Origin of the sequence: Streptomyces sp. AHU1 (assembly GCF_045343905.1) — a bacterium.
GTDB lineage: Bacteria > Actinomycetota > Actinomycetes > Streptomycetales > Streptomycetaceae > Streptomyces > Streptomyces triticiradicis.
Genome location: NZ_CP174283.1, coordinates 3,107,459 through 3,130,204, shown reverse-complemented (window position 1 = coordinate 3,130,204; position 22,746 = coordinate 3,107,459). Strand labels below are relative to the sequence as shown.

Below are 22,746 nucleotides of genomic sequence, written 5' to 3'. Positions count from 1 at the left end.
CGACCCGGGGACGGCCCCGCGCCGCCGGTGACCCGGCCGCGGGACCGGTGGCGGGGTCACCGGCGGTCCGGTCAGACGGCGGCCGAGGTGTCCTTGGCCCGTGCGCCCGCCGGGTCCCGGATCTCCGGGGACTCCAGCAGGAGGGCCGTGCGTTCGGCCGACGCGCGGGCCCGGCGTCCGCTGCTGAGCAGGCCGAGGACGAGGACGGCGGCACCGCAGGCGGTGATGATCCACCAGCCGGGGCGGGACGCCGCGACGAAGGTGTCGCGGTAGGCGTCGGCCCGGATGCCGGAGGCGAGGGCCGCGCCGATGACGGCGACCCCGAGGGTGCCGCCGATCTGGCGGCTGGTCGAGGCGACGGCGGCGGCGACGCCCGCCTGGGCGCGGGGCATGCCGGAGACGGCGGTGTTGGTGATGGGCGCGTTCACGAAGCCGAAGCCGAGGCCGAAGAAGACGTAGCCGAGGACGAGCGTGACGTTCGAGGTCTCCGCCTCGAACGCGGCGAACAGCACACCGCTCACGGTCATCGCGGCACCGGCGATCAGCAGTGACGGCCGGGGGCCGCGGCTGCCGACCAGACGCCCCGAGAAGGGCGCGCAGACGAAGCACAGGAACGCCATGGGCAGCATCCACAGACCCGCGTGCAGGGCGTTCAGACCGCGCACGTTCTGCAGGTACAGCGTCGACAGGAACAGGAAGCCGCTGAGGGCGGCGAACGCGCTCACCGCGATCACGGTGGCCCCGCTGAACGGTATCGAGCCGAAGAAGCGCAGGTCGATGAGGGGTTCCTCGCGCCGGGGCTCGTACCACAGCAGGCCGAGCAGCGCGGCGAGGGCGATCGCGCCGAAGGTGAGGGTGTGGGCGGTCCCGGAGGTGGGCGCCCCGATGATCGCGTACGTCAGGGAGCCGAGCAGGGCGATGACGAGGAACTGGCCGACCGGGTCGGGGCGGCGGGCCTTCGGGGCGCGGGACTCGGGGACGAAGCGCAGGGTCAGCAGGAACGCGGCGAGGCCGACGGGGAGGTTGATCCAGAAGATCGACCGCCAGCCCACGGTGTCGACGAGCAGCCCGCCCACCAGCGGTCCCGCGGCCATGGAGATGCCGACCACGGCGCCCCAGACCCCGATCGCGCGGGCCCGCTCGCGCGGGTCGGTGAAGGTGTTGGTGATGATCGACATCGCCACCGGGTTGAGCATCGAGCCGCCGACGGCCTGGACCATCCGGAACACGATGAGGGTGTCGAGGTCCGGGGCCAGGGAACAGAGCACCGAGCCGATGGTGAACAGCACCAGGCCCGCCATGAACACCCGGCGGCGGCCGATGCGGTCGGCCGTGGACCCCGCGAGCATCAGCAGGGAGGCCAGCACCAGGGTGTAGGCGTCGATGGTCCACTGCATGCCCGCGACGCTCGCGTGCAGTTCCCGCTGCATCGAGGGCAGCGCGACGTTCAGGATCGTGACGTCGAGGCTCACGATCAGCAGGCTCATGCAGCAGATCGCGAGCACGAGCATCCGACGGCGGTGGCTGAGCTCAGGCATGGTCCTCAGCCTACGTCGCTTTCAATAGTGTGTCTAACTAATGACTGCTACACGATCTTTCGCGCGAGCATCCGGCGCCGTACGCCACAATGGGGGAATGCCCACGCCCACGTCCACCGTGAACTCCTCGCTCTCGATCGGCCCCCACACGGCGCAGCCGCCCGTCGTCCTGGCCCCCATGGCCGGGATCACCAACGCGCCGTTCCGCACGCTGTGCCGCGAGTTCAGCGGCGGCAAGGGCCTGTTCGTCAGCGAGATGATCACCACGCGGGCGCTGGTCGAGCGCAACGAGAAGACCATGCAGCTGATCCACTTCGACGCGACCGAGAAGCCGCGCTCGATCCAGCTCTACGGGGTCGACCCCGCCACCGTCGGCAAGGCCGTCCGCATGATCGCGGAAGAGGACCTGGCCGACCACATCGACCTCAACTTCGGCTGCCCGGTCCCCAAGGTCACCCGCAAGGGCGGCGGCTCCGCCCTCCCCTACAAGCGCAACCTGCTGCGCGCGATCCTGCGCGAGGCGGTCAGCGGCGCCGGGGACCTGCCCGTCACCATGAAGATGCGCAAGGGCATCGACGACGACCACATCACCTTCCTCGACGCGGGACGCATCGCGGTCGAGGAGGGCGTCACGGCCATCGCGCTGCACGGCCGCACCGCCGCCCAGCACTACGGCGGCACCGCCGACTGGGACTCCATCGCCCGGCTCAAGGAGCACGTGCCGGAGATCCCCGTCCTCGGCAACGGCGACATCTGGTCGGCGGACGACGCGCTCAGGATGGTGCGCGAGACCGGGTGCGACGGGGTCGTCGTCGGGCGCGGCTGCCTCGGCCGGCCGTGGCTGTTCGGCGATCTGGTGGCCGCCTTCGAGGGCCGCCCCGGGGACTACGCGCGGCCGACGCTGCGCGAGGTCGCCGCGGTCATGGTCCGCCACGCCACGCTCCTCGGGGAGTGGATCGGCGACGAGGCGCGCGGTGTCATCGACTTCCGCAAGCACGTCGCCTGGTACCTCAAGGGCTTCGCGGTCGGCTCGGAGATGCGCAAGCGGCTCGCGATCACCTCCTCGCTCGCCGAGCTCTCCGACGGGCTGGCCGAGCTGGACCAGGACCAGCCGTGGCCGACCGGCGCCGACGGACCCCGCGGCCGTACCTCCGGCAACAACCGGGTCGTCCTGCCGGACGGCTGGCTGAAGGACCCCTACGACTGCGCGGGCGTGTCCGAGGACGCGGAGCTGGACACCTCCGGCGGCTGACCCGCCGGCACCCGTCCGGCGCGCGCCGCCCACACGCGCGCCGGACGGCCCGGACGCCGCCCCCCGGCGTCCGGTTCCCGGCCGTGGACCAGGGGCCTCGTCCGGACGGGTCCGGGCCGGACCGGGCCGGACGAGGCCGGATCAGGCCCCGCCCACCGCGGCGAGCAGGGCCAGCGGCGCCGCCGCCGAACGGGCCTCCCGTACGCAGGCGTGCGGGTAGGGCACCGGCTGGGCGTGGGTGTCACGGCCGTAGCCGGCGATGACCTCGGGGAGGCGGTGACCCGCGGCCGTGGCCGCGTCCACGAGCGCGTGCGCCACCGTACGGGCCTCGTCGTGCAGTCCGTACCGCGCCAGTCCCAGGGTGATCAGCGCGTTGTCGTGGGGCCAGACCGAACCGCGGTGGTACGACAGCGGGTGGTACGCGGGCTGGCCAGCGGCGAGCGTGCGCACGCCCCAGCCGGAGAAGAAGTCCGGTTCGAGGAGCCGGCGGCCCACCAGCTCGCCGTACTCCTTGTCCAGCAGGCCGGACCACAGCAGATGACCCGCGTCCGAGGCGAGCGCGTCGACATGCCGGCCGTCGCCGTCGAGCGCCAGCGCGGGGAAGGCCTGTTCGCCCATCCAGAAGTCCCGCTGGAAACGGTCGCGCAGGTCGGCGGCGGCCTGCTCGAGGAGCGCCGCGTAGACCTCGTCGTTCCAGACCGTGCGGGCGAGCTGGGCGGTGCGGCGCAGCGCGTCGTACGCGTAGCCCTGCGCGCCCGCCGCCATCACCGGGCCGGTGGGACGGCTGCCGTCGGCCGAACAGATGGCGCCGGGGGAGTCCTTCCAGTTCTGGTTCGCGAGGCCGCCGCCGTCCGCGCGGTAGACGAGGTAGCCGCGCGAGGTCAGCCCGCCGTGGTCCAGCATCCAGCCGACCGCCGCACGGGCGTTGGGCTCCAGTCTGCGGGCCAGGGCCGCGTCGCCGGTCTGCTCGGTGTAGGCGCCGAGCAGCACCAGGAACAGCGGGGTCGCGTCCACCGAGCCGTAGTAACGCCCGTACGGCACCTGTCCGAAGTGGGCCAGTTCGCCGTGCCGCACCTCGTGCACGATCTTGCCGGGCTGGGCGACCGCGCCCGCTCCCACCTCGACCGCCTGGGTGGCGGCCAGCGCGGGCAGGGTGGCGGCGGCGAGCTGGGGCCGGTAGGGCAGCGCGAAGAGAGAGGTGAGCAGCGCGTCGCGGCCCAGCAGGGTGAGGAACCAGGGGACCCCGGCCGCGGGCACCCGCAGCTCCTCGCCGTCCGGGCCCGTCGCCGGCACCTGGAGGACCGCCAGGTCGGACAGGCCGCGCGCGCAGGCGGCGGCCAGCTCGGGCCAGCCGGTCGGGAAGGGCACCCCCTGCGCGAACTCGTCCTCCAGGGCGAGGAGCCGCTCGCCGGCCGCGGCGGGCGAGGCGGGAACGCGCGGTTCGTGCGTGGCGCCGTGCGGACGTGCCGCGACGCGCAGCGCCAGCTCCGCGGAGCCGTGCGGTTCGAGGTCCAGGGTCCACACCAGGCGGCGCGCGCCCGTGCCCGTCTCCTCCACCCCGTCCGGCGCGGGCTCGGAGGTGACCGTCGTACGGGACCGCCACTCCCCGCGCCGGTAGCTGAACTCGACTCCGTCCTCCAGTACCTGGCGCTGGCGCACGACACCCGTCTTGGCGTACGTGCGGTGGTCGGAGCGCAGTTCGAACTGATCGGTGAAGTCGGCGTCCGCGGTGACCGCGATCCGGACCGTGGTGGCCGTCGGACGGTTGCTGGTGACGCGCAGCGCCTCCACGAACGAGCCCTCCGAGACCGCCTGTTCACGGAAGAGCGTGTAGGCGGGCGGCTCGTTGCGGCCGCCGCGCGGCACCAGTACGCAGCGTGCCGTGTCACCGGCCGCTACCGGTGTCAGTGCCTCGGGCACCGCGCCGTCCACCGTCAGCTGCCAGCGGCTGAGGTGCCGGGCGTCCCGTACGAACAACCCGTCCGGAGAGCCGCCGCCCCGCACTCCGCTGATGTCCCCGCCGTCGCCCACGGCGGCGAACGTCCCACCGTGCACGAGCAGATGATGCCGCTCCGTCATCCCCGGTCCCCTCCCTTGGCTTCCGTCCCGAACCCGAACGAGCGCTGTTCCGTACCGCTGGTGCCGGCACCGGTGTCGGCACGGGTTCCGGCGCCGGTGTCGTGTGTCGTGTCGGTCAACGCGTCGCGCCCCTGCGGGGACACGACCGGTGCAGCCCCCGAGGACCCGTGCCCGTGCAGCAGGTCGAGCGTCAGCGCCGCCGTCCAGCTGAAACCGAGTGCTCCGCAGGCCTCGCCTGTGAACGGGTCCACGTACTCCGCGAACCCGGACTCCCCGGCGGCGTCCAGCAGGGCGGCCCGCAGCGCGTCCGCCCGCCCGTGCTCCCCGTGCAGCCGCAGCCCGCGCTCCAGCAGCCAGTTGGTGTTGAACCAGGCGGGCCCCCGCCAGTAGCGGTGCGGATCGAAGGCCTCGCCGGTCAGGTCGTAACTGGGCGCGAGGCGGGCAGCTCCGCCCAGCCCGAAGTGCGGCCCGCACGCGGTCCGTACGAGCGCCGCCGCGATGTCGCGCGGCAGCGCGGGCAGGATGAGGGGCAGCAGCCCGGCGACACTGCGCTCGGGGATCAGCGCGCCGCGCCCGCCGGTCCGGCCGCTTCCGTCGTGCCCACCGGTCCGGCCGCTTCCGCGGGCCCCGCCGGTCCGGCTGTTCCCGCCGTCCCCGTCGCCTCGCCCGTCACGGCAGAAGAACATGCCTTCCGCCGGGTCCCACAGCCGCTCCACCAGCGCCGCCGTCAGCCGCTCCGCGCGCGCGTGGCGGGCCGTCCCCGTCGCGCCCAGCTCCCGCGCGATCCGGGCCAGCGCGTGTTCCGAGGCGATCAGCAGGGCGTTGAACAGGGGGTCCTCGACGGCGAACTCGCCGCCGCCGTCGGTGTATCCCCGGTCGCGGTAGTCCGCGGCCAGCCGTACGTACCGCCCGTAGTCGAGGTCCGTCGGCCGGTCCTCGGGGGCGCCGTGGTCGAGGTCGGCGCGCCGGAAGGAGCGGGCGGGGGCCGGGGTGACGCGGCCGAGCGGGGCGTCCCAGCAGGGGCTGTTGTCCATGCCCTGCTCCCAGGGGTGGACCACGCTGGCGAGGCCGCCGCCGCCCAGGTCCCGGCGGTGCAGGAGATAGCGGTGCCAGGCCGCCAGGCGGGGATACATCCGGGAGAGGAACGAACGGGCCCTGGACAGCCCCGGGTCCGCCCGGTGCACCAGCCACACCGCGAGCGCGTGCACCGGTGGCTGCACGATGCCCGAGGTCTGTACCGTGCGCGGGGCGCCCGCGGAGCGCCCGGCGGTCGAGGAGCGCCAGAAGTCGGGGCTCGGGAAGTACGCGTCGAGCGGGACGGAGGGGTTGAACACGATGTGCGGGACACGCCCGTCGGCCCACTGCGCGCCGAGCAGGGTCTCCAGCTCCGTCTGCGCCCGCAGCGGGGACAGGTGGCGCAGGCCGATCGCGACGAACGCGGAGTCCCAGGACCACTGGTGCGGGTACAGGCCGCGCGAGGGGACCGTGGAGGTTCCGGTCCAGTTGCCGTCCAGCACCCGGGAGGCCCTGAGGTGCAGGGATCCTGACGGGCCGCCGGGATCGTATACGGGTGGTCCGCTCCGGACGATGCCGTCCGTGGGGGCCGGAGGGGGCGGTCCGGAGGCGCGCGCCGGAGTGCCGGAGGTGCGCACGGGGGTGGCGAGTCCCGTGTGCAGGGCGGTGAGCTGGGTTGTGCTGTCCACTCAGGTCTCCCCGAAGACGTCCGGCCGACCGGTTCGGCAGCATCTGCCGTAGGGTTACGTCTATTTAACACGCAAAACTCAATATGTAATGCAGAGTTGGGGAACGCAAGAGGGTGCGCATGACGGAAAGGGCGGGGAGGACCGTGAGGACCGGGAACCAGGCAAGTGCCGGAGAACTGCTCGAACTGGTGCGCAGCGGCCGGGCCACCACGCGCGGCGCGCTCCAGCGGGCCACCGGTCTGTCGCGGGCCACGGTCGGCCAGCGCCTGGACCGGCTGTTCCGCGCGGGCTGGCTCCGCGAGGGCGCCGGCGGCCCCGTCGACTCGCCGCTCGGCGGCCGCCCCTCCATCACCCTGGAGTTCGACGACGAGCACGCCGTCGTCCTCGCCGCCGACCTCGACACCCGCCACGCCCGCGCCGCCGTCCTCACCCTGACGGGCGAGATCCTCGCCGAGCACGCGGGCCCCCTGGTCGTCGACGACGGCCCCGAGGCGGTCCTCGGCGAGCTCGGACGCTGGTTCGCCGAACTGGTCGCCAAGTCCGGGCGGAGCGCCGACGCCGTCTGCGGCATCGGGCTCGCGGTGCCGGGCCCGGTCGACAGCGAGACCGGCCGCGTGGTCCAGCCGCCGATCATGCCGGGCTGGGACGGCTACGACATAAGGGGCCGGCTGGGCCGGGCCTTCGCCGAGCACACGGGCACCGGAACCGCCCGGGTCCCGGTGCTCGTCGACAACGACGCCAACCTGATGGCGTACGGGGAGCAGCGCGCCGGCTATCCGGACTGCTCGGCGTTCGCGCTGGTCAAGGTCTCCACGGGCATCGGCGCGGGCATGGTCGTGGGCGGCGCGGTCTACCGGGGCGTCGACGGCGGCGCCGGCGACATCGGGCACATCCGGGTGGGCGCCGACGCGCTGTGCCGGTGCGGCTCGTACGGCTGTCTGGCCGCCGTCGCCAGTGGTGGCGCGGTGGCGCGCCGGCTCGCGGAGTCCGGGGTCCCGGCCGCGTCCGGCTCGGACGTGCGCGAGCTGCTGGCGGCCGGGCACCCCGAGGCGACGGCCCTCGCGCGGGAGGCGGGCCGGCGGGTCGGGGACGTCCTGGCCACCGTGGTGACCCTGCTCAACCCGGGCGTGCTGATGATCGCCGGGGACCTGGCCGGAACCCCCTTCCTCACGGGTGTCCGCGAGCTGCTGTACCAGCGGGCGCTGCCCCGTTCCACCGCCCATCTGGACGTGGTGACCTCCCGGCTCGGCGAGCGTGCCGGGCTCGTGGGCGCGGGGGCGCTGGTCGTGGAGCACCTGTACGCGCCGGAGCGGGCCGAGGAGCGGCTGGCGGCGCTCGGGGTGTGACGGATGGCGCCCGGGGTGTGACGGGCGGTGCCCGGGGCCTGGCGGTCGGGTCGGGGTGCGGCATCCGTGTGAGACATCCGTGTGTCGTGCTCGTATCTCCGTGTGTCGTGCCCGGATCGTGGTCCGCATGGTGAAATCTGGCTCCTCCCGATGGCGTGATTCTCGCCACCCTTGATAGGGGTCGCGCTCAGATGAGCGGATCGTGCGCGGTTGCACTTCCCTAAGGGGTGGCACTCAGTGCCACCGCCTGATCGTTCATCGATTAAACTCAGACGTGTTAAACCGTGCTCGTTTGAGCGCCTCAGGCGATCTGTCCGCGCCGATTCGTTCAAGAAGTGAAAACATCACCCCCGATGACTTGCCAAGCCTTGACTTTGGATCTGGTGGCGGACGGCCGGTTACAGGCGCATGACGCGCGAGTGGACGTACCCAGACGCCTTCGATCTGGGTATGTTCCCCGTCGTCAGGGCAGCCACCGCGACGTCGAGGAGTCGAGACTCGTGTCGGAAAACAAAGATCCCCACGTAGCCGAAAGCAGCGTTGGCGGAGCGAAGTTCGTTTATGACTTCACCGAGGGCAACAGGGACCTCAAGGACCTGCTCGGGGGCAAGGGTGCCAACCTCGCCGAAATGACCAACCTGGGTCTTCCCGTCCCGCCCGGCTTCACCATCACCACCGAGGCGTGCAAGACCTACCTCGACAGTGGCGAGGAGCCGACGGCACTGCGTGACGAGGTGAGTGCGCACCTCGAGGCCCTCGAGGCCAAGATGGGCAAGAAGCTCGGCCAGGCCGACGACCCCCTGCTCGTCTCCGTCCGTTCCGGCGCCAAGTTCTCCATGCCCGGCATGATGGACACCGTCCTGAACATCGGACTCTCCGACAAGTCCGTCCTCGGGCTCTCCAAGCAGTCGGGCGACGACCGCTTCGCGTGGGACTCCTACCGCCGTCTGATCCAGATGTTCGGCAAGACGGTCCTCGGCGTCGACGGCGAGCTCTTCGAGGAGGCCCTGGACGCGGCGAAGGACCTCAAGAAGGTCACCGTCGACACGGACCTGGAGGCGGCCGACCTCAAGAAGCTCGTCACCAAGTTCAAGAAGATCGTCAAGACCGAGGCCGGCCGGGACTTCCCGCAGGACCCGCGCGAGCAGATGGACCTCGCGATCAAGGCGGTCTTCGACTCCTGGAACGGCGACCGCGCGAAGCTGTACCGCCGCCAGGAGCGCATCCCGCACGACCTCGGCACGGCCGTCAACATCTGTTCGATGGTCTTCGGCAACCTCGGCCCCGACTCCGGCACCGGCGTCGCCTTCACCCGCGACCCCGCCTCCGGCCACCAGGGCGTCTACGGCGACTACCTCCAGAACGCCCAGGGCGAGGACGTCGTCGCCGGCATCCGCAACACGGTCCCGCTCGCCGAGCTGGAGTCGATCGACAAGAAGTCGTACGACCAGCTCATGGGGATCATGGAGACCCTGGAGAACCACTACAAGGATCTCTGCGACATCGAGTTCACCATCGAGCGCGGCCAGCTGTGGATGCTGCAGACCCGCGTCGGCAAGCGCACGGCGGGCGCGGCCTTCCGGATCGCCACCCAGCTCGTGGACCAGGGCCTGATCGACGAGGCCGAGGCGCTCCAGCGCGTCACCGGCGCCCAGCTCGCCCAGCTGATGTTCCCCCGCTTCGACGAGAAGGCGAAGGTCGAGCAGGTCGGCCGCGGTATCGCGGCCTCCCCGGGCGCCGCGGTCGGCAAGGCGGTCTTCGACTCCTACACCGCCGTGAAGTGGTCCCGCTCGGGCGAGAAGGTCATCCTCGTCCGCCGTGAGACCAACCCCGACGACCTCGACGGCATGATCGCGGCCGAGGGCATCCTCACCTCCCGCGGCGGCAAGACCTCCCACGCGGCCGTCGTCGCGCGCGGCATGGGCAAGACCTGTGTCTGCGGCGCCGAGGAGCTGGAGGTCGACACCAAGCGCCGCCGGATGACGGTGCCGGGCGGTCACGTCGTCGAGGAGGGCGACCTGATCTCCATCGACGGCTCCTCCGGCAAGGTCTACCTGGGCGAGGTCCCGGTGGTCCCCTCCCCGGTCGTCGAGTACTTCGAGGGCCGCATGCACGCCGGCGCCGACGACGCCGACGAGCTGGTCGAGGCCGTCCACCGGATCATGGCCTTCGCCGACCGCAAGCGCAGCCTGCGCGTCCGCGCCAACGCCGACAACGCCGAGGACGCGCTGCGCGCCCGCCGGTTCGGCGCCCAGGGCATCGGTCTGTGCCGCACCGAGCACATGTTCCTCGGCGACCGGCGCGAGCTGGTCGAGCGGCTGATCCTCGCCGACACCGAGGAGGAGCGCGAGGAGTCCCTCCGGGCGCTGCTGCCGCTGCAGAAGAAGGACTTCGTGGAGCTGTTCTCCGCGATGGACGGCCTGCCCGTCACCGTCCGCCTGCTCGACCCGCCGCTGCACGAGTTCCTGCCCGACATCACCGAGCTGTCGGTGCGGGTCGCCCTCGCCGAGTCCCGCCAGGAGCCGCACGAGAACGACCTGCGGCTGCTCCAGGCCGTGCACCGGCTGCACGAGCAGAACCCGATGCTGGGTCTGCGCGGCGTACGCCTGGGCCTGGTCATCCCCGGTCTGTTCACCATGCAGGTCCGCGCGATCGCCGAGGCGGCCGCCGAACGCAAGAGCGCCAAGGGCGACCCGCGCGCGGAGATCATGATCCCGCTCGTCGGCACCGTCCAGGAGCTGGAGTTCGTCCGCGAGGAGGCCGACCAGGTCATCGCCGAGGTCGAGGCCGCCACCGGCACCGAGCTCAAGCTGTCGATCGGCACGATGATCGAGCTGCCGCGCGCCGCGGTGACCGCGGGCCAGATCGCCGAGGCCGCCGAGTTCTTCTCCTTCGGCACCAACGACCTGACCCAGACGGTGTGGGGCTTCTCCCGCGACGACGTGGAGGCCTCGTTCTTCACGGCGTACCTGGAGAAGGGCATCTTCGGCGTCAGCCCGTTCGAGACCATCGACAAGGACGGCGTCGGCGCGCTGGTCGCGGCCGCGGCGAAGGCGGGCCGCGAGACCCGTCCCGACATCAAGCTCGGCGTCTGCGGCGAGCACGGCGGCGACCCGGAGTCGGTCCACTTCTTCCACGAGGTGGGTCTGGACTACGTCTCCTGCTCCCCGTTCCGCATCCCGGTCGCCCGTCTGGAAGCGGGCCGCGCGGCCTCCAGCTCGAAGGGCAGCGACCACCGCTAGCCCGAACGGCTACAAGACCCCGGAGCCGCCGTCCGTCCCCGACCCTCAACACCGATGGGCGGCGGCTCCGGTCCACGAGAAGGGGCGACACCCTGTGCGGGGGTGTCGCCCCTTCGTGCATGCTCTGCGGCGACTGCCAAGGTATGTCGCCGACCAGGGGACATGATGCCGACGCACCCTACCGAACACCTCATCGTGATTCGTAGGATCGCCCTACCGCCGACGCCGGCAAGGAACGGGGCCTATGCAGACCGATGAGATCCTGTGGCAGGCCAACATGGCGTCAGCGGAACGACCTGGGCGTCGCTGGCTGATCAACACCCTTAGTACTGCCGGATTCACCACCCTGGCGCTCCTGCTCGCAGCGACCGAGGGCGGCGTCGACGGAGTGCTCTTCCGCGTCGCCCTGGGCGGTGCGGCGCTCACCTTCGCGGTCTGGGCCTATCTCCTCGTACGTGACCTCAGGTCGCTGGTCGACGTGCGGGTGACCGGTGGAGGACGGCAACTGCGGATGACGACGACCGCGGGCCGCGTCCTGACGCGCGCGGCGAACGACGTGGCCCGGGTCGACCTGGTGTACACGCCATGGCGGGAGGCCTCGGCCGTCACCCAGGGCGAGCTGAGGCTGGAGCTGCGGCTTCGCCCGGGCGTCCTGGGCCACCGCGGTCGATGGTGCGGTACGAGGGCCGAGGAAAGGCAGCAGACCGTGGCCGCGTGGCAGCGGGCCTGTCCTGCCGCCACCGTCGCGGAGAGCGTCCGGTTCAGGACCGAGGGGACCGGGGACTGAGTGCCCTGAGAGTGCCCTCGGGTGTGCGGGAGGGGCTGACCTCCCGGCTCAGGGAGTCAGCCGTCCACCCTGTGCGGGGGGTGTCGCCCCTTCGGGTGTTTTCCGGGGTCCCGCACCCGGGTCCCCGGCTCGCGCAGCCGCCCGTCGTCGGATCACACTCCAAGCTCCTTGTCCAGCAGTGTTGTTGTACGTCACCCGAATGCAACCATCGGCCGCATTCGCATGTCCGAACAGGTGTCCCGAGGCCGGCCCCGGGGCGGATCCGGTACGGGCCGGGTGGCAGGGCCCCGTGAGGGGGCGACACAGCGCAGATGGAGGACCGTGGACACGCAAGGCGGCAGGAACATCGACCCTGCGGACCAGTGGGTCCTCGACCCGGAGACGGGTGACTACCGGCTGCGGGAGGGCACCGGCGACGCCCCGGCCGCCACGGTGCCGGCGCAGGGAGGCCGTCGCGCGCGCCGCGAGGGGGAGCGGCGGTCCGCCCCGGAGCCGGACGAGGGCGGCACCGAGGGCGGCGGCACGGGCGGGGGCACCCGCCGCGGCGGCGCGGGGAGGTCCCGGAAGGCCAAGCGGTCCACGAAGCGGAAGGTCCTGATGTGGACCGCGGGGACGCTGGGTCTCGTGCTGGTGGCGGGCAGCGCCGGCGCCTATCTGCTGTACCGGCACTTCAACGACAACATCAGCACGGTGGACGTCGGCTCCGCGGGCAGCAAGAACGCGACCAGCGACGACGCGGTGAACATCCTGGTCATCGGCACCGACAGCCGAATAGGCCTGGGCGGGAAGTACGGGGACGCCGGCAGCGTGGGCCACGCCGACACCACGATCCTCTTCCACGTGGCGAAGGACCGGTCGAACGCGACGGCGATGAGCATCCCGCGCGACATGGTCACCGGCATCCCGGCCTGTCCGACCAAGCAGAAGGACGGCTCCATCAAGACGATCAAGGGGACGCCCAAGGCGACGTACAGTCCGCGCTTCAACGAGAGCCTCGGGCAGGCGGGCCGCGACCCGGGCTGCACCATGCGGACCGTCACCGCGCTCACCGGCCTGCCGGTCGACCACTTCATCCTGGTCAACTTCGAGGCGGTGAAGACCCTTTCCACGGCTGTGGGAGGCGTACCGATCTGCCTCACCCATGACATCGACGACACGGACGAGCGGGGTCAGGGCTCTCACCTGAAACTGCCCGCCGGGCCGCACACCGTCCAGGGCGAACAGGCCCTGCAGTTCGTCAGGACCCGTCACTCGCTGAAGAACGGCAGCGACCTGGACCGCATCGACCTCCAGAAGCAGTTCCTGAGTTCGATGATCCGTCAGATGAAGTCCGGCAACACCCTCACCGATCCCCGGAAGCTCTTCAAGCTGGCGAACGCGGCCACCAAGTCGCTCACCGTGGACACCGGCATCGGCGGCGTCGACAAGCTCACCGCCCTCGCCAAGGACCTCAACCAGGTCGATCCCGAGCACATCACCTTCACGACGTTGCCGGTCGTCGACAATCCGGCCGAGGGGAAGAACCACAGGACCGTCGTGGTCGACGGGACCAGGGCGCCCGCGCTCTTCTCGGCGCTCAAGAACGACGTCTCGCTGACCGAGGTCAAGAAGAAGGCCAAGGCCTCCGACGCCAAGCTTAAAGGCCCCAAGGCGGACCCGTCGCAGGTCCGGGTCACCGTCTACAACGGCGGCGGCCCCCAGGGCTCGGCGCAGACCACCCTGGAGTGGCTGCAGAACACCAAGGGCGTCGCCCACTCCACCAACGGCGGCAACGCCCCCGGGGTACGGCAGGACCGTACGACCCTGGCCTACGGCCCCGACCAGGCCGGCCAGGCCCGGGCCCTCGCCGCGATGATGGGCCTGTCCGCCTCGGCGCTCCACCCCGGCAAGGGCGGTTCAGGAGCCGGGACCGACATGACCCTCACCCTCGGACGTGACTTCAAGGGTCCCGGAGTGCCTGTCACCGGCCGGGCCGAGCCCCCGGCCGGCGTCCCGCAGTCGCAAGCCGACAAGAACGTGTGCGTCGGCTGACGGAGGACGGAGGACGGTAGACGGGAAACGTCGGACGGGCCCCGGGGCCCGGGCCCCGGGGCCGAACGGGGTAGCCCCGGGTGCACCGGGCCGTCGCGGGTTCCAGCCTGGGATCATGAGGAGCATCCGTCCCTGGGTCGTCGTCGAGCCACCGGACAGCCGTGGGCTGCGGCGGGTCGTCGTGGGCGAGGAGACGGTGGGCCGTGCCTGGTCGGCGGGTGAACTGCGGAGGATCCTCGGGCGCCTCGGCCACCCGGAGGACCTGGACCTGGACGACACGGCGGCCTTCTGCTGGCGCGGAGGCGACAGCGGGACGTGGCCCGACCGCCCGGGCAGGCGGTACGCGGTCACCGCGTTCATGGTGGCCGGGCTGCTCGCGTCCATGGCCCTCAACGTGGTCGTCGGGTGGCCGGACGCCCTCGGGGCCCTGACCTTCGCGCAGCGGATCAACGGGATCCTGTTCGTCCTGTCGGGCGCGGTGCTGGGCGCGGCGGCCGTCGCGGCACTCGACTACGGGGGGAAACGGCAGTTCCGCGCCTCCGGGGCGATCGTCCTGCTCGGCGTGCTCATCGCGCTGGCCACCGACAGCCTGCTGCTGTTCATGTGGCTCGAGGAGACGGAGTTCACGCCCTACGTGCTGGTCTTCATGCCCCTTTGGTGCTGGTCCGTGTGGGCCCTGTGCCTCCTCGTGCGCAACAGATCGTGGAAGGAGGTCCCGCAGCCCAAGAGGTTCGCGGCCGGAGTGGTCGTCACCGCGCTCCTGACCGGTGTCAGCCTGGCGTACTCGACCATGTACCAGCCCGCGGCGGCCCCGATGCACCTGACTTTGAAGGCGGAATTCGGAAAAGCGCGGACGGACCGTTCGCTCGGATTCCTCCAGGTGCCGCTGACGCTCTACATGAAGAACACGGGCGGGATTCCGGTGTACATCCTGAACGACAGTTACAGGGTTTTCGGTAGAGGGGCCGTGTACTCCGAGAACCCTCCCGACAGGGATCTGACGCGGGAGTGGCGGGACAGCGCGGGCCGGCGGGGCGAGGACACGGGGGAATCGGAACTCTACGTCGGTGATCTCACGTACACCACGATCAGCAGCGGGCATTTCTACGGTCCCGGCAACCGGCTCGAGATCGGGGAGGAGTACACGCGCAAGCATGTGGTGCAGGTGCCCAAGAACGCCAAGTACGACATCCTCGGCGTCGATCTGACGATCTCGTACATGAGGAAGGACCGGGGGAAGATCGACGTGGCCGAGTTCAAAGTTCCCCACTATTCATGGGACAAGTACGACAAGCAATACTACTGCTCTCCGGAAAAGGGGTGCCTCTCGCAGATCTATTACCACGGGAGGGTGTGGCACAACGACAATCTCGTCAATCTGACGCGGAAGCCGCGCTATGTGACGGCGTTCTGGTCCCCGGGGCGCATTCCCGATTCGCTGATCTCTCCGTACGATTTCAGAGGGAAGGCGGGCGGGGTGGGGAAGGAGAAGAGGGAATGGGGGAGATACGGGGCCGCGCAGGCGGATGTGAATTCCGAGGTGTCCCTCGCGGAACTGCTGGCTCCCCCGACCCCCCTGCTGCCACCGGGTTACTCGAGCCAGGTCCCGACGCTGACCCCGTAGTCCTCGTCGAGGTAGACGGCGGTCGACTGGCAGTACGAAGCCCGCTCGCCGATGGTGGAGAACAGGTCGTTCCCCGGGACGACCCTGGCGAGCCCGGTGACGAGCGGCGCGATCTCGATCGGTGCGTGGACGTTCTTGTCGTTCCGCAACTCGGCGAGGACGTCGAGCAGGGTGTTGCTCTTCTCCTTGCTCTTCCAGAAGTCCTTGATCCCCTGCGGGCGCCAGCTGCCGGGAACCAGGTCCTTCAGCTCCTCGGGCAGTTCGCTCCCGGCCGACGACACGAATATGGCGTTGGTGCAGACCTCGGCCGCCTTGCCGAGGGGGTCTTCCGGCCGCCCCTGGGCCGCCGCGGTCTCCTCCTGCTTGTCGCTGATACGGGCGGACCGGTCCCGCATGTCCTTCTCGGCCTCGGCCCGGTCCTTCGACGACGCCTCGGGGTCGCGGGCCACCCGCAGCTTCTCGTTCTGCTCGTACACGAGCCGGACGAGCTCGGCCCGGTTCTTCGGAGGCATCGCCGCGGCGGCGCTCGCCGGTGACGTCTCCGGGAGGGCGGCGACGTCGGCCTGCACGACGCCCATGTGCCCCTCGAACCCGCGGAGCGAGGCCGTCTGACGGCCCCCCGCGACCGCGCCGCTCAGCCCTTCCGAGATCGCAAGCAGCTGTCCTCGGAGCTTCGCCGGTGTCCGGGAGTCGCAGATCATGTCCAGCGCGGATGTCGTGTTCTTCATGATCACGAGGTCGGAGGACCGCTCCTCGGCCGGCACCTGCGCGTCGTAACCCACCTTCAGCGCCGAGGACATCTGCCGCACGAGCGCGGTCAGCTCCTTCCGCAGCTGCGGGGGCGTGGCGTCGTCACCCGTGGCCCTCAGCGCCGTGGTCAGGTGGTCGACGCTCTCGATGACCCCCTGTCTGTCCCGCAGCGACGTGCCGGGGTCCTTGACCGCTTCGAGCGTGGTGACCAACTCGTCGACGGTCGGCGTGAGTTCGTCGGGAACGTCGTCCCTCGTCCCGTTCAGGCGCGTCGCGGTGTCGTCGATCTGCCGCTTCTGCTGCGCGAGGGGGTCGGCGTCACCCTGGTCCGTGTCGGTGGAACCCGGTGGCTGTGACGACCGGTCAGTGCCCGGTGTGTTCTCCTCGTCCGACGAGGTGCCGTCCGGTGTGGAGGTTCCGCCGTCCGGCGTGGGCGTGACGCTCGGCGTGGAGGTGGTGCCGCTGGGCGTGGGCGTGACGCTCGGCGTCGACGCGGGGGGCGGGGTGTCCGGTGGTGAAGGGGGCGGTGTCGTCCCGACGGCCGACGTCCCGCTCGTACCGGGGGCCTGGAGGACCGCTGCCGTGCTCGTCAGACCCACGGGGAACGCGAGCGTCACGGCCAAGAAGGATGCGTTGACGTTGTGGACGGCGCGTCGCCTGGAGGTTCTGGCCATGATGGCTCCAGATGCGCTTCGCGTGGTGCTTGCTTCATCCGTTGCGGGCCCGCATATCCACTGTTCACCTGGTCGGAGCACCCCGCAAACGCGGGCGCCGGGCCCGGCGGCGCCCCTAGGCCCTGTCGTCAAATTCCCGCCTGCCCCGCGACGCCCGGCACTCCCCCAAGCTCTTCGAGCAGGGGGTACCCCCACTCGCCGCACCGGGCGAAAGCCCAAGTACGCCCAGTACGAGGACTTCCGCCCGGCACTCCCCCAGCCTTCGGCCGGGGGGACCCCCAGAGCACGCACCGGACGCCGCAGGGCCGCCCTTCGGGCGACGACGGGAATGTGACGACAGGGCCTAGGCTGAGGCGGGCGTCGGGGCGTCGGGGCGTCGGGGCGGCGGGAGGGGCGGGACATGGGTGGCTGGAGCGCGAAGGACATACCCGGGCAGCGGGGGCGGGTCGCCGTCGTCACCGGGGCCAACGGAGGGCTCGGTCTCGTCACCGCGCGCGAACTGGCGCGCCACGGCGCCCGGGTGGTGCTCGCCTGCCGCGGTGAGACGCGCGGCAGGGCGGCGGCCGACCGGATCGCCGCCGAAGTGCCCGGCGCCGAGGTGGAGGCCGCCCGCCTCGACCTCGGGGACCTCGCGTCCGTGAGGGAGTTCGCGGACTCCTTCCCGTACGGCCGTCTCGACCTGCTCGTGAACAACGCGGGCGTCATGGCGCTGCCGTACGGGACGACGGCGGACGGGTTCGAGACGCAGTTCGGGGTCAACCACCTGGGGCACTTCGCCCTCACCGGGCTGCTGTTCCCGGTGATCGCGAAGACCCCCGGCGCCCGGATCGTCACCGTGTCGAGCATGCTGCACGCACTGGCCGACCTCGATCCCGACGACCCCGGCGGCGAGCGGGGGACCTACCGCAGGTGGATCGCCTACGGCCGGTCCAAGACCGCCAACCTCCTCTTCACGCACGAGCTCGCGCGGCGGCTGTCCGCGGCCGGATCCGATGTCGTGGCGGCCGCGGCGCACCCCGGGTACGCCTCCACCGGTCTGCAGACCGCGGGGCCCCGGCTGGAGGGGCGCAGGGGAGCCGAGCGGCTGATGGAGATCGGCAACCGCGTCCTCGGCCAGAGCGCCGATGCCGGGGCCCTGCCGACCCTGTACGCGGCCACCGCGCCCGGTGTGCGGCCCGACACCTTCGTCGGACCGTCCTTCGCGATGTGGCGGGGCGCGCCCTCGACGTCCTGGCGGGCCGGCCGCACCCGCGACGACACCAGGGCGGAACTGCTCTGGGCCGCCTCGGAGCGGCTGACGGGCGTCGTCTACGAGGGGCTCTAGGGCTGACGGGCCCGGACGCCCGGGCCGGACCGGCTCAGGCGGCCCGCACCTCGTACGTCGCCACCCGCACGTCCTCGTCGTCCAGGCACCGCCCCGACTCCAGGTCGAAGCGCTGCTTGAGCAGCGGGGAGGACACGAACGGGCGCCCCTGGTGGGTGCCGGTCAGCCCGCGGGAGAGCACCGCCGCCCCGGTGAACGGATCACGGTTGTCGATGGCGTACGTGCGTCCCGCGCGGTCGGTGAACAGGGCGGCCTGGCGGCCGTCCGGGAGGAGGGCGGCGACGCCCCGCCCCGGGGTCAGCAGGGACAGCTCGCAGACCGTGAACCAGTCGTCGTCCAGCAGGAGCTGGAGCGTGAGGGCCGTCGCCGGCCGGGTCGTCTCGGGCGCCAGGGTCATCGTCGGGCACTTCCTTCCAGGGGCCGTGTGCCGATGGTCAGCAGGGGCAGGTCGGGCTTGATCTGGTCGCGCTCGGGGACGAAGCCGACGACCGGGTCCGGGGTGTCGGGGGCGTTCACGAAAGACACGAACCGGGAGAGCTTCTCCGGGTCGTTGATGGTCTCGGCCCACTCGTCCCGGTAGTTCGCGACGTGCGCGGTCATCAGCGACTCCAGCTCCTCGCAGATGCCGAGGGAGTCCTCCACGACCACCTCGCGGACGTGGTCGAGGCCGCCGGGGATCCGCTCCAGCCAGGTCGAGGTGCGCTCCAGGCGGTCCGCGGTGCGGATGTAGAACATCAGGAAGCGGTCGATGAGACGGACCAGTTCGGCGTCCGACAGGTCCTGCGCCAGCAGGTCCGCGTGACGCGGGGTCGCGCCGCCGTTGCCGCCGACGTACAGGTTCCAGCCGTTGGAGGTGGCGATGACGCCGAAGTCCTTCGACTGGGCTTCCGCGCACTCGCGGGCGCAGCCGGAGACCGCCGACTTCAGCTTGTGCGGGGACCGCAGACCCCGGTAGCGCAGCTCCAGGTCGATCGCCATCCGGACCGAGTCCTGCACGCCGTAGCGGCACCAGGTCTGCCCGACACAGGACTTCACCGTCCGCAGCGACTTCCCGTACGCGTGCCCGGACTCGAAACCGGCGTCCACCAACCGGGACCAGATCAGCGGCAGTTGCTCCACCCGGGCGCCGAACAGGTCGATCCGCTGACCGCCGGTGATCTTCGTGTAGAGCCCGAAGTCCCGCGCCACCTCGCCGATCACGATGAGCTTCTCGGGGGTGATCTCGCCGCCGGGGATGCGCGGCACGATCGAGTACGAGCCGTTCTTCTGGAGGTTGGCGAGGAAGTGGTCGTTGGTGTCCTGGAGCGCGGCCTGTTCGCCGTCCAGGACGTAGCCGTCCGCGCCGATCGTCGGGGCGAGGGAGGCGATGATCGAGCCGACGGCGGGCTTGCAGACCTCGCAGCCGTCACCGCCCCGGGCGTCCTCGCGGCCGTACCGGTCCAGCAGCGTCCGGTACGAGGTGATCCTGAGCGCCAGGACGATCTCGTACAGCTCCTCGCGGGTCTGCCCGAAGCAGCCGCACAGGCCCTTGTCGACCTCGACCCCGCTCGCCTCCAGCTCGGCGGTGACCAGCTGGCCGAGGACCTTGACGCAACTCCCGCAGCCCGTACCGGCCTTGGTGCACTTCTTGACCTCGGGGACCGTCGTGCAGGAGTGCTCGGTGACCGCGCCGCGGATCGTGCCCTTGGTGACGTTGTGGCAGGAGCAGATCACCGCCTCGTCCGGCAGCGCGGAGGGGCCGAGCTGCACGGGGGCGCCCGCCCCCGCCGGCAGGACCAGCGACTCCGGCGAGACGGGCGGGACCGAGCCGGTGAACGCCCGCAGCGTGCCGTACGCCTCCGCGTCGCCGACCAGGATGCCGCCGAGCAGCGTGCCGTCCCGGCCGATGACCAGCTTCTTGTACAGGCCCGCGCGGGAGTCGGAGTAGACGACGTCCAGGCAGTCCTCGGTGGTGCCGTGGGCGTCGCCGAAGGACGCCACGTCGACGCCCAGCAGCTTGAGCTTGGTGGACAGGTCCGCGCCCGTGAACGCCCGCTCGTCCTCGGCGATGGTCGCCGCGGCCGTCTCCGCCTGCTCGTAACCGGGCGCCACCAGGCCGTACACGCGGCCGTCCGCCGCCAGCGCGCACTCGCCGATCGCGAACACGTGCGGGTCGCCGACCGTACGGCACTGCTCGTCGACGGTGATGCCGCCGCGCTCGCCGACCGTGAGGCCGCAGTCCCGGGCCAGCTGGTCGCGGGGTCGGACGCCGGCGGAGAACACCACCAGATCGGCGGCGAGTTCGGATCCGTCGGAGAGCTTCATCCCGGTGACCGCGCCGTCCTCGCCGACCACGATCTCCTGCGTGCCGACCCCCGTGTGGACGGCCAGGCCCATGTCCTCGATCGTGCGCAGGAGCGCGGCACCGCCGCCCTCGTCGACCTGCACCGGCATCAGCCGGGGCGCGAACTCCACGATGTGGCTGGTGAGTCCGAGGCCCTTGAGCGCGCCCGCGGCCTCCAGGCCCAGCAGACCGCCGCCGACGACGGCTCCGGTCGTCGCCCGGGACCTCGCGTACTCCTCGATGGCCAGCAGGTCCTCGATCGTGCGGTAGACGAAACAACCCTCGGCGTCCTTGCCGGGGACCGGCGGGACGAAGGGGAAGGAGCCGGTGGCGAGCACCAGGGTGTCGTAGCCGACGACGAGTCCGGAGCGGGCCGTGACCTCGCGGGCCGTGCGGTCGATCGTCTCCGCCGGGTCGCCGAGGTGCAGCTCGATGCCGTGCTCCCGGATGAACTCCATGTCGGTCAGGGAGAGTTCCTCGGGCGTCCGGCCGGAGAAGTACGAGGTGAGGGCGACGCGGTCGTAGGCCGGGCGCGGTTCCTCGCACAGTACGACCACGCGGTGCGTGGCGGTCAGGCCGCGTTCGGCGAGCGCCTCCAGGAAGCGCTGGCCGACCATGCCGTGGCCGACGAGCACGATCGTGGGGGTGGCCCCCGGGGTGGCAGTCATCAGGAGCCTCCGTCGTTGGTGAGCAGGTGGAGCAGGGGGGCGCCGTTCGTGGGGAGCGGCTCCGCTCCCTCCCAGGCGCGGGCGAGCGCGCCGACGGTGCCGAGTTCGCCGACGAGGACCCCGCCGACCAGGCGGTCGTCGCGGACGACGACCTTGCGGTAGGTGCCGCGGGTGGCGTCCGTGAGCTGGACGACGTCGTCGCCGGGGCGCGGTTCGGTCTCGCCGAACACGGCCAGGTCGAAGGGCGCGGGGCCGGTGGCCGCGGGGCCGGTGGCGGTGTCCCGCCCGGTCAGGGTGAGCCGGGTCAGGGAACGGGTGCCGGTGTAGCGGGCGTTCGTACCGCCCGCGAGCGACTCGGCCAGGGCGTCGGCCTGTTCGAGGGCGGGGGCGGCGAGCCCGTAGACCGTGCCGGCGTGCTGGACGCAGTCCCCGACGGCGCGGATGTGCGGGTCGCTGGTGCGCAGTTCGTCGTCGACCAGGACGCCCTTGTGGACGGCGAGCCCGGCCTCCTCGGCGAGGCCCGTCCGCGGACGCACCCCGCAGGCCAGGACCACCAGGTCGGCGTCGAGCGCGTAGCCGTCGGCCAGTTCCACCGAGCGGACCGCGCCGCCCGGGCAGCGCACGTCCCGCACCCGGCACTCGGTGTGCACCTCGACGCCGAGGTCCCTCAGGTGCCGCAGCACCAGCTTCGAGGCGCTCGGGTCGAGCTGGCGCTCCATGAGCCGCTCGGCCTGCTGGGCGAGGACCACCTGGGCGCCGCGCACGGCGAGCGCGCGGGCCGCGGAGACCCCCAGCAGACCGCCGCCGACGACGACCGCCCGCACCCCCGGCCGCACCGCCTTCGACAGGCCCAGGCAGTCGTCCATGGTGCGGAACGCGTGCACGCCCTCGGGCAGTTCGTGGCCGGGGGCGCCGTGCCCCGCGCGGTGCAGGTCCGTGAACAGGCCGCGCAGCGGGGGCAGGACCGGGTTGGAGCCGGTGGCCAGGACCAGCGTGTCGTACGCGATCTCCGTACCGTCCGCGCAGCGCACGGTCCGCGCGAGGCGGTCGATGCCGGTGGCCTTGGCGCGGACCAGCTCCGGCGGGGCCGGGAGCGAGATCACCTCCGGCTCGTAGCGTCCGGCCAGCACCTCGGCGAGCAGCACCCGGTTGTAGGGCCGGTGCTCCTCCTCGCCGACGACCAGCGCGGATCCGCCGAGCTCGCCGAGCCGCCGGGCGAGACGGACGCCCGCGAGGCCGGCGCCGATCACCACCACACGCGTATTCGAGGTCATGACCACACCGTGCGGTGCCGGTGTTACCCGGTGGCATCACCTCTGTTTCCCGGGAGGAACGCTGCCCTCAGCGGGAGCGGGACCGTGATGTGAGGGTCCTGCGGCGGGTCCCGAGCGGGCCGTGAGGGCTC

The 22,746-nt window shown here is 71.8% G+C and carries 14 protein-coding genes; 7 read left to right on the top strand and 7 right to left on the bottom strand.

The window, feature by feature from the left end:
• Window positions 1-71: 71 nt before the first annotated feature.
• The gene (locus ACICHK_RS14150; protein ID WP_406837182.1) at window positions 72-1,538 is read right to left on the bottom strand and encodes an MFS transporter; all 1,467 of its coding nucleotides are present in this window, start codon (window positions 1,536-1,538) and stop codon (window positions 72-74) included.
• A 97-nt stretch (window positions 1,539-1,635) separates the two neighbouring features.
• Here ACICHK_RS14150 and dusB point away from each other — a divergent pair, with 97 nt between their 5' ends.
• The gene (gene dusB / locus ACICHK_RS14145; RefSeq protein ID WP_406837181.1) at window positions 1,636-2,790 is read left to right on the top strand and encodes a tRNA dihydrouridine synthase DusB; all 1,155 of its coding nucleotides are present in this window, start codon (window positions 1,636-1,638) and stop codon (window positions 2,788-2,790) included.
• A gap of 141 nt (window positions 2,791-2,931) precedes the next feature.
• Here the strand turns inward: dusB and ACICHK_RS14140 are convergent, their stop codons facing one another.
• Together ACICHK_RS14140 and ACICHK_RS14135 are read right to left on the bottom strand one after the other, a co-directional pair.
• Complete coding sequence (locus ACICHK_RS14140) at window positions 2,932-4,869, bottom strand: glycogen debranching N-terminal domain-containing protein (protein ID WP_406837180.1); 1,938 nt, start codon at window positions 4,867-4,869, stop codon at window positions 2,932-2,934.
• Window positions 4,866-6,572 (bottom strand): MGH1-like glycoside hydrolase domain-containing protein, encoded by a 1,707-nt coding sequence (locus tag ACICHK_RS14135; protein ID WP_406837179.1) that lies wholly within the window; start codon window positions 6,570-6,572, stop codon window positions 4,866-4,868. The genes ACICHK_RS14140 and ACICHK_RS14135 overlap by 4 nt, the downstream gene beginning before the upstream one ends.
• A gap of 119 nt (window positions 6,573-6,691) precedes the next feature.
• On the opposite strand from ACICHK_RS14135, the gene ACICHK_RS14130 reads away from it, so the two are divergent.
• From ACICHK_RS14130 to ACICHK_RS14110, 5 genes are all read left to right on the top strand, one after another.
• Entirely contained in the window at window positions 6,692-7,918 is a 1,227-nt protein-coding gene (locus tag ACICHK_RS14130; protein ID WP_406837178.1) for an ROK family protein, read from the top strand.
• 500 nt (window positions 7,919-8,418) lie between these two features.
• Window positions 8,419-11,160: a pyruvate, phosphate dikinase gene (gene ppdK / locus ACICHK_RS14125; RefSeq protein ID WP_151468036.1), complete on the top strand. Its 2,742-nt coding sequence runs from the start codon at window positions 8,419-8,421 to the stop codon at window positions 11,158-11,160.
• 244 nt (window positions 11,161-11,404) lie between these two features.
• Window positions 11,405-11,947 (top strand): hypothetical protein, encoded by a 543-nt coding sequence (locus tag ACICHK_RS14120; protein ID WP_406837177.1) that lies wholly within the window; start codon window positions 11,405-11,407, stop codon window positions 11,945-11,947.
• 321 nt (window positions 11,948-12,268) lie between these two features.
• A complete protein-coding gene (locus ACICHK_RS14115; protein ID WP_406837176.1) occupies window positions 12,269-13,978 on the top strand; it encodes an LCP family protein in 1,710 nt (569 codons plus the stop codon).
• A gap of 115 nt (window positions 13,979-14,093) precedes the next feature.
• Window positions 14,094-15,602, top strand: a complete 1,509-nt coding sequence (locus ACICHK_RS14110; RefSeq protein ID WP_406837175.1) for a hypothetical protein — start codon at window positions 14,094-14,096, stop codon at window positions 15,600-15,602.
• Here ACICHK_RS14110 and ACICHK_RS14105 read toward each other — a convergent pair.
• Entirely contained in the window at window positions 15,569-17,026 is a 1,458-nt protein-coding gene (locus tag ACICHK_RS14105; protein ID WP_406837174.1) for a hypothetical protein, read from the bottom strand. The two genes, ACICHK_RS14110 and ACICHK_RS14105, sit on opposite strands and share 34 nt — an antisense overlap.
• Window positions 17,027-17,426: 400 nt before the next feature.
• On the opposite strand from ACICHK_RS14105, the gene ACICHK_RS14100 reads away from it, so the two are divergent.
• The gene (locus tag ACICHK_RS14100) at window positions 17,427-18,350 is read left to right on the top strand and encodes an oxidoreductase (protein ID WP_406837173.1); all 924 of its coding nucleotides are present in this window, start codon (window positions 17,427-17,429) and stop codon (window positions 18,348-18,350) included.
• 34 nt (window positions 18,351-18,384) lie between these two features.
• Here ACICHK_RS14100 and nirD read toward each other — a convergent pair whose 3' ends face one another.
• Genes nirD through ACICHK_RS14085 form a run of 3 tightly spaced genes read right to left on the bottom strand, consistent with a single transcriptional unit; the run spans window position 18,385 to window position 22,615 of the window.
• A complete protein-coding gene (gene nirD / locus ACICHK_RS14095; protein ID WP_151468042.1) occupies window positions 18,385-18,747 on the bottom strand; it encodes a nitrite reductase small subunit NirD in 363 nt (120 codons plus the stop codon).
• On the bottom strand, window positions 18,744-21,341 hold the full coding sequence (gene nirB, locus ACICHK_RS14090) for a nitrite reductase large subunit NirB (RefSeq protein ID WP_406837172.1): 2,598 nt from the start codon (window positions 21,339-21,341) through the stop codon (window positions 18,744-18,746). The genes nirD and nirB overlap by 4 nt, the downstream gene beginning before the upstream one ends.
• Window positions 21,341-22,615 (bottom strand): NAD(P)/FAD-dependent oxidoreductase, encoded by a 1,275-nt coding sequence (locus ACICHK_RS14085; RefSeq protein WP_406837171.1) that lies wholly within the window; start codon window positions 22,613-22,615, stop codon window positions 21,341-21,343. Before ACICHK_RS14085 ends, nirB begins: the two co-directional genes overlap by 1 nt.
• Between the last annotated feature and the right edge of the window lie 131 nt (window positions 22,616-22,746).

Excerpts from the sequence above, each read along its gene's own strand:
- ACICHK_RS14085 (WP_406837171.1), bottom strand. The coding sequence starts at position 22,615 with ATGACCTCGAATACGCGTGTGGTGGTGATCGGCGCCGGCCTCGCGGGC.
- nirD (WP_151468042.1), bottom strand. The coding sequence starts at position 18,747 with ATGACCCTGGCGCCCGAGACGACCCGGCCGGCGACGGCCCTCACGCTC.
- ACICHK_RS14110 (WP_406837175.1), top strand. The coding sequence starts at position 14,094 with ATGAGGAGCATCCGTCCCTGGGTCGTCGTCGAGCCACCGGACAGCCGT.
- ACICHK_RS14105 (WP_406837174.1), bottom strand. The coding sequence starts at position 17,026 with ATGGCCAGAACCTCCAGGCGACGCGCCGTCCACAACGTCAACGCATCC.
- ACICHK_RS14120 (WP_406837177.1), top strand. The coding sequence starts at position 11,405 with ATGCAGACCGATGAGATCCTGTGGCAGGCCAACATGGCGTCAGCGGAA.
- ACICHK_RS14130 (WP_406837178.1), top strand. The coding sequence starts at position 6,692 with ATGACGGAAAGGGCGGGGAGGACCGTGAGGACCGGGAACCAGGCAAGT.
- nirB (WP_406837172.1), bottom strand. The coding sequence starts at position 21,341 with ATGACTGCCACCCCGGGGGCCACCCCCACGATCGTGCTCGTCGGCCAC.
- dusB (WP_406837181.1), top strand. The coding sequence starts at position 1,636 with ATGCCCACGCCCACGTCCACCGTGAACTCCTCGCTCTCGATCGGCCCC.
- ACICHK_RS14100 (WP_406837173.1), top strand. The coding sequence starts at position 17,427 with ATGGGTGGCTGGAGCGCGAAGGACATACCCGGGCAGCGGGGGCGGGTC.
- ACICHK_RS14140 (WP_406837180.1), bottom strand. The coding sequence starts at position 4,869 with ATGACGGAGCGGCATCATCTGCTCGTGCACGGTGGGACGTTCGCCGCC.
- ACICHK_RS14150 (WP_406837182.1), bottom strand. The coding sequence starts at position 1,538 with ATGCCTGAGCTCAGCCACCGCCGTCGGATGCTCGTGCTCGCGATCTGC.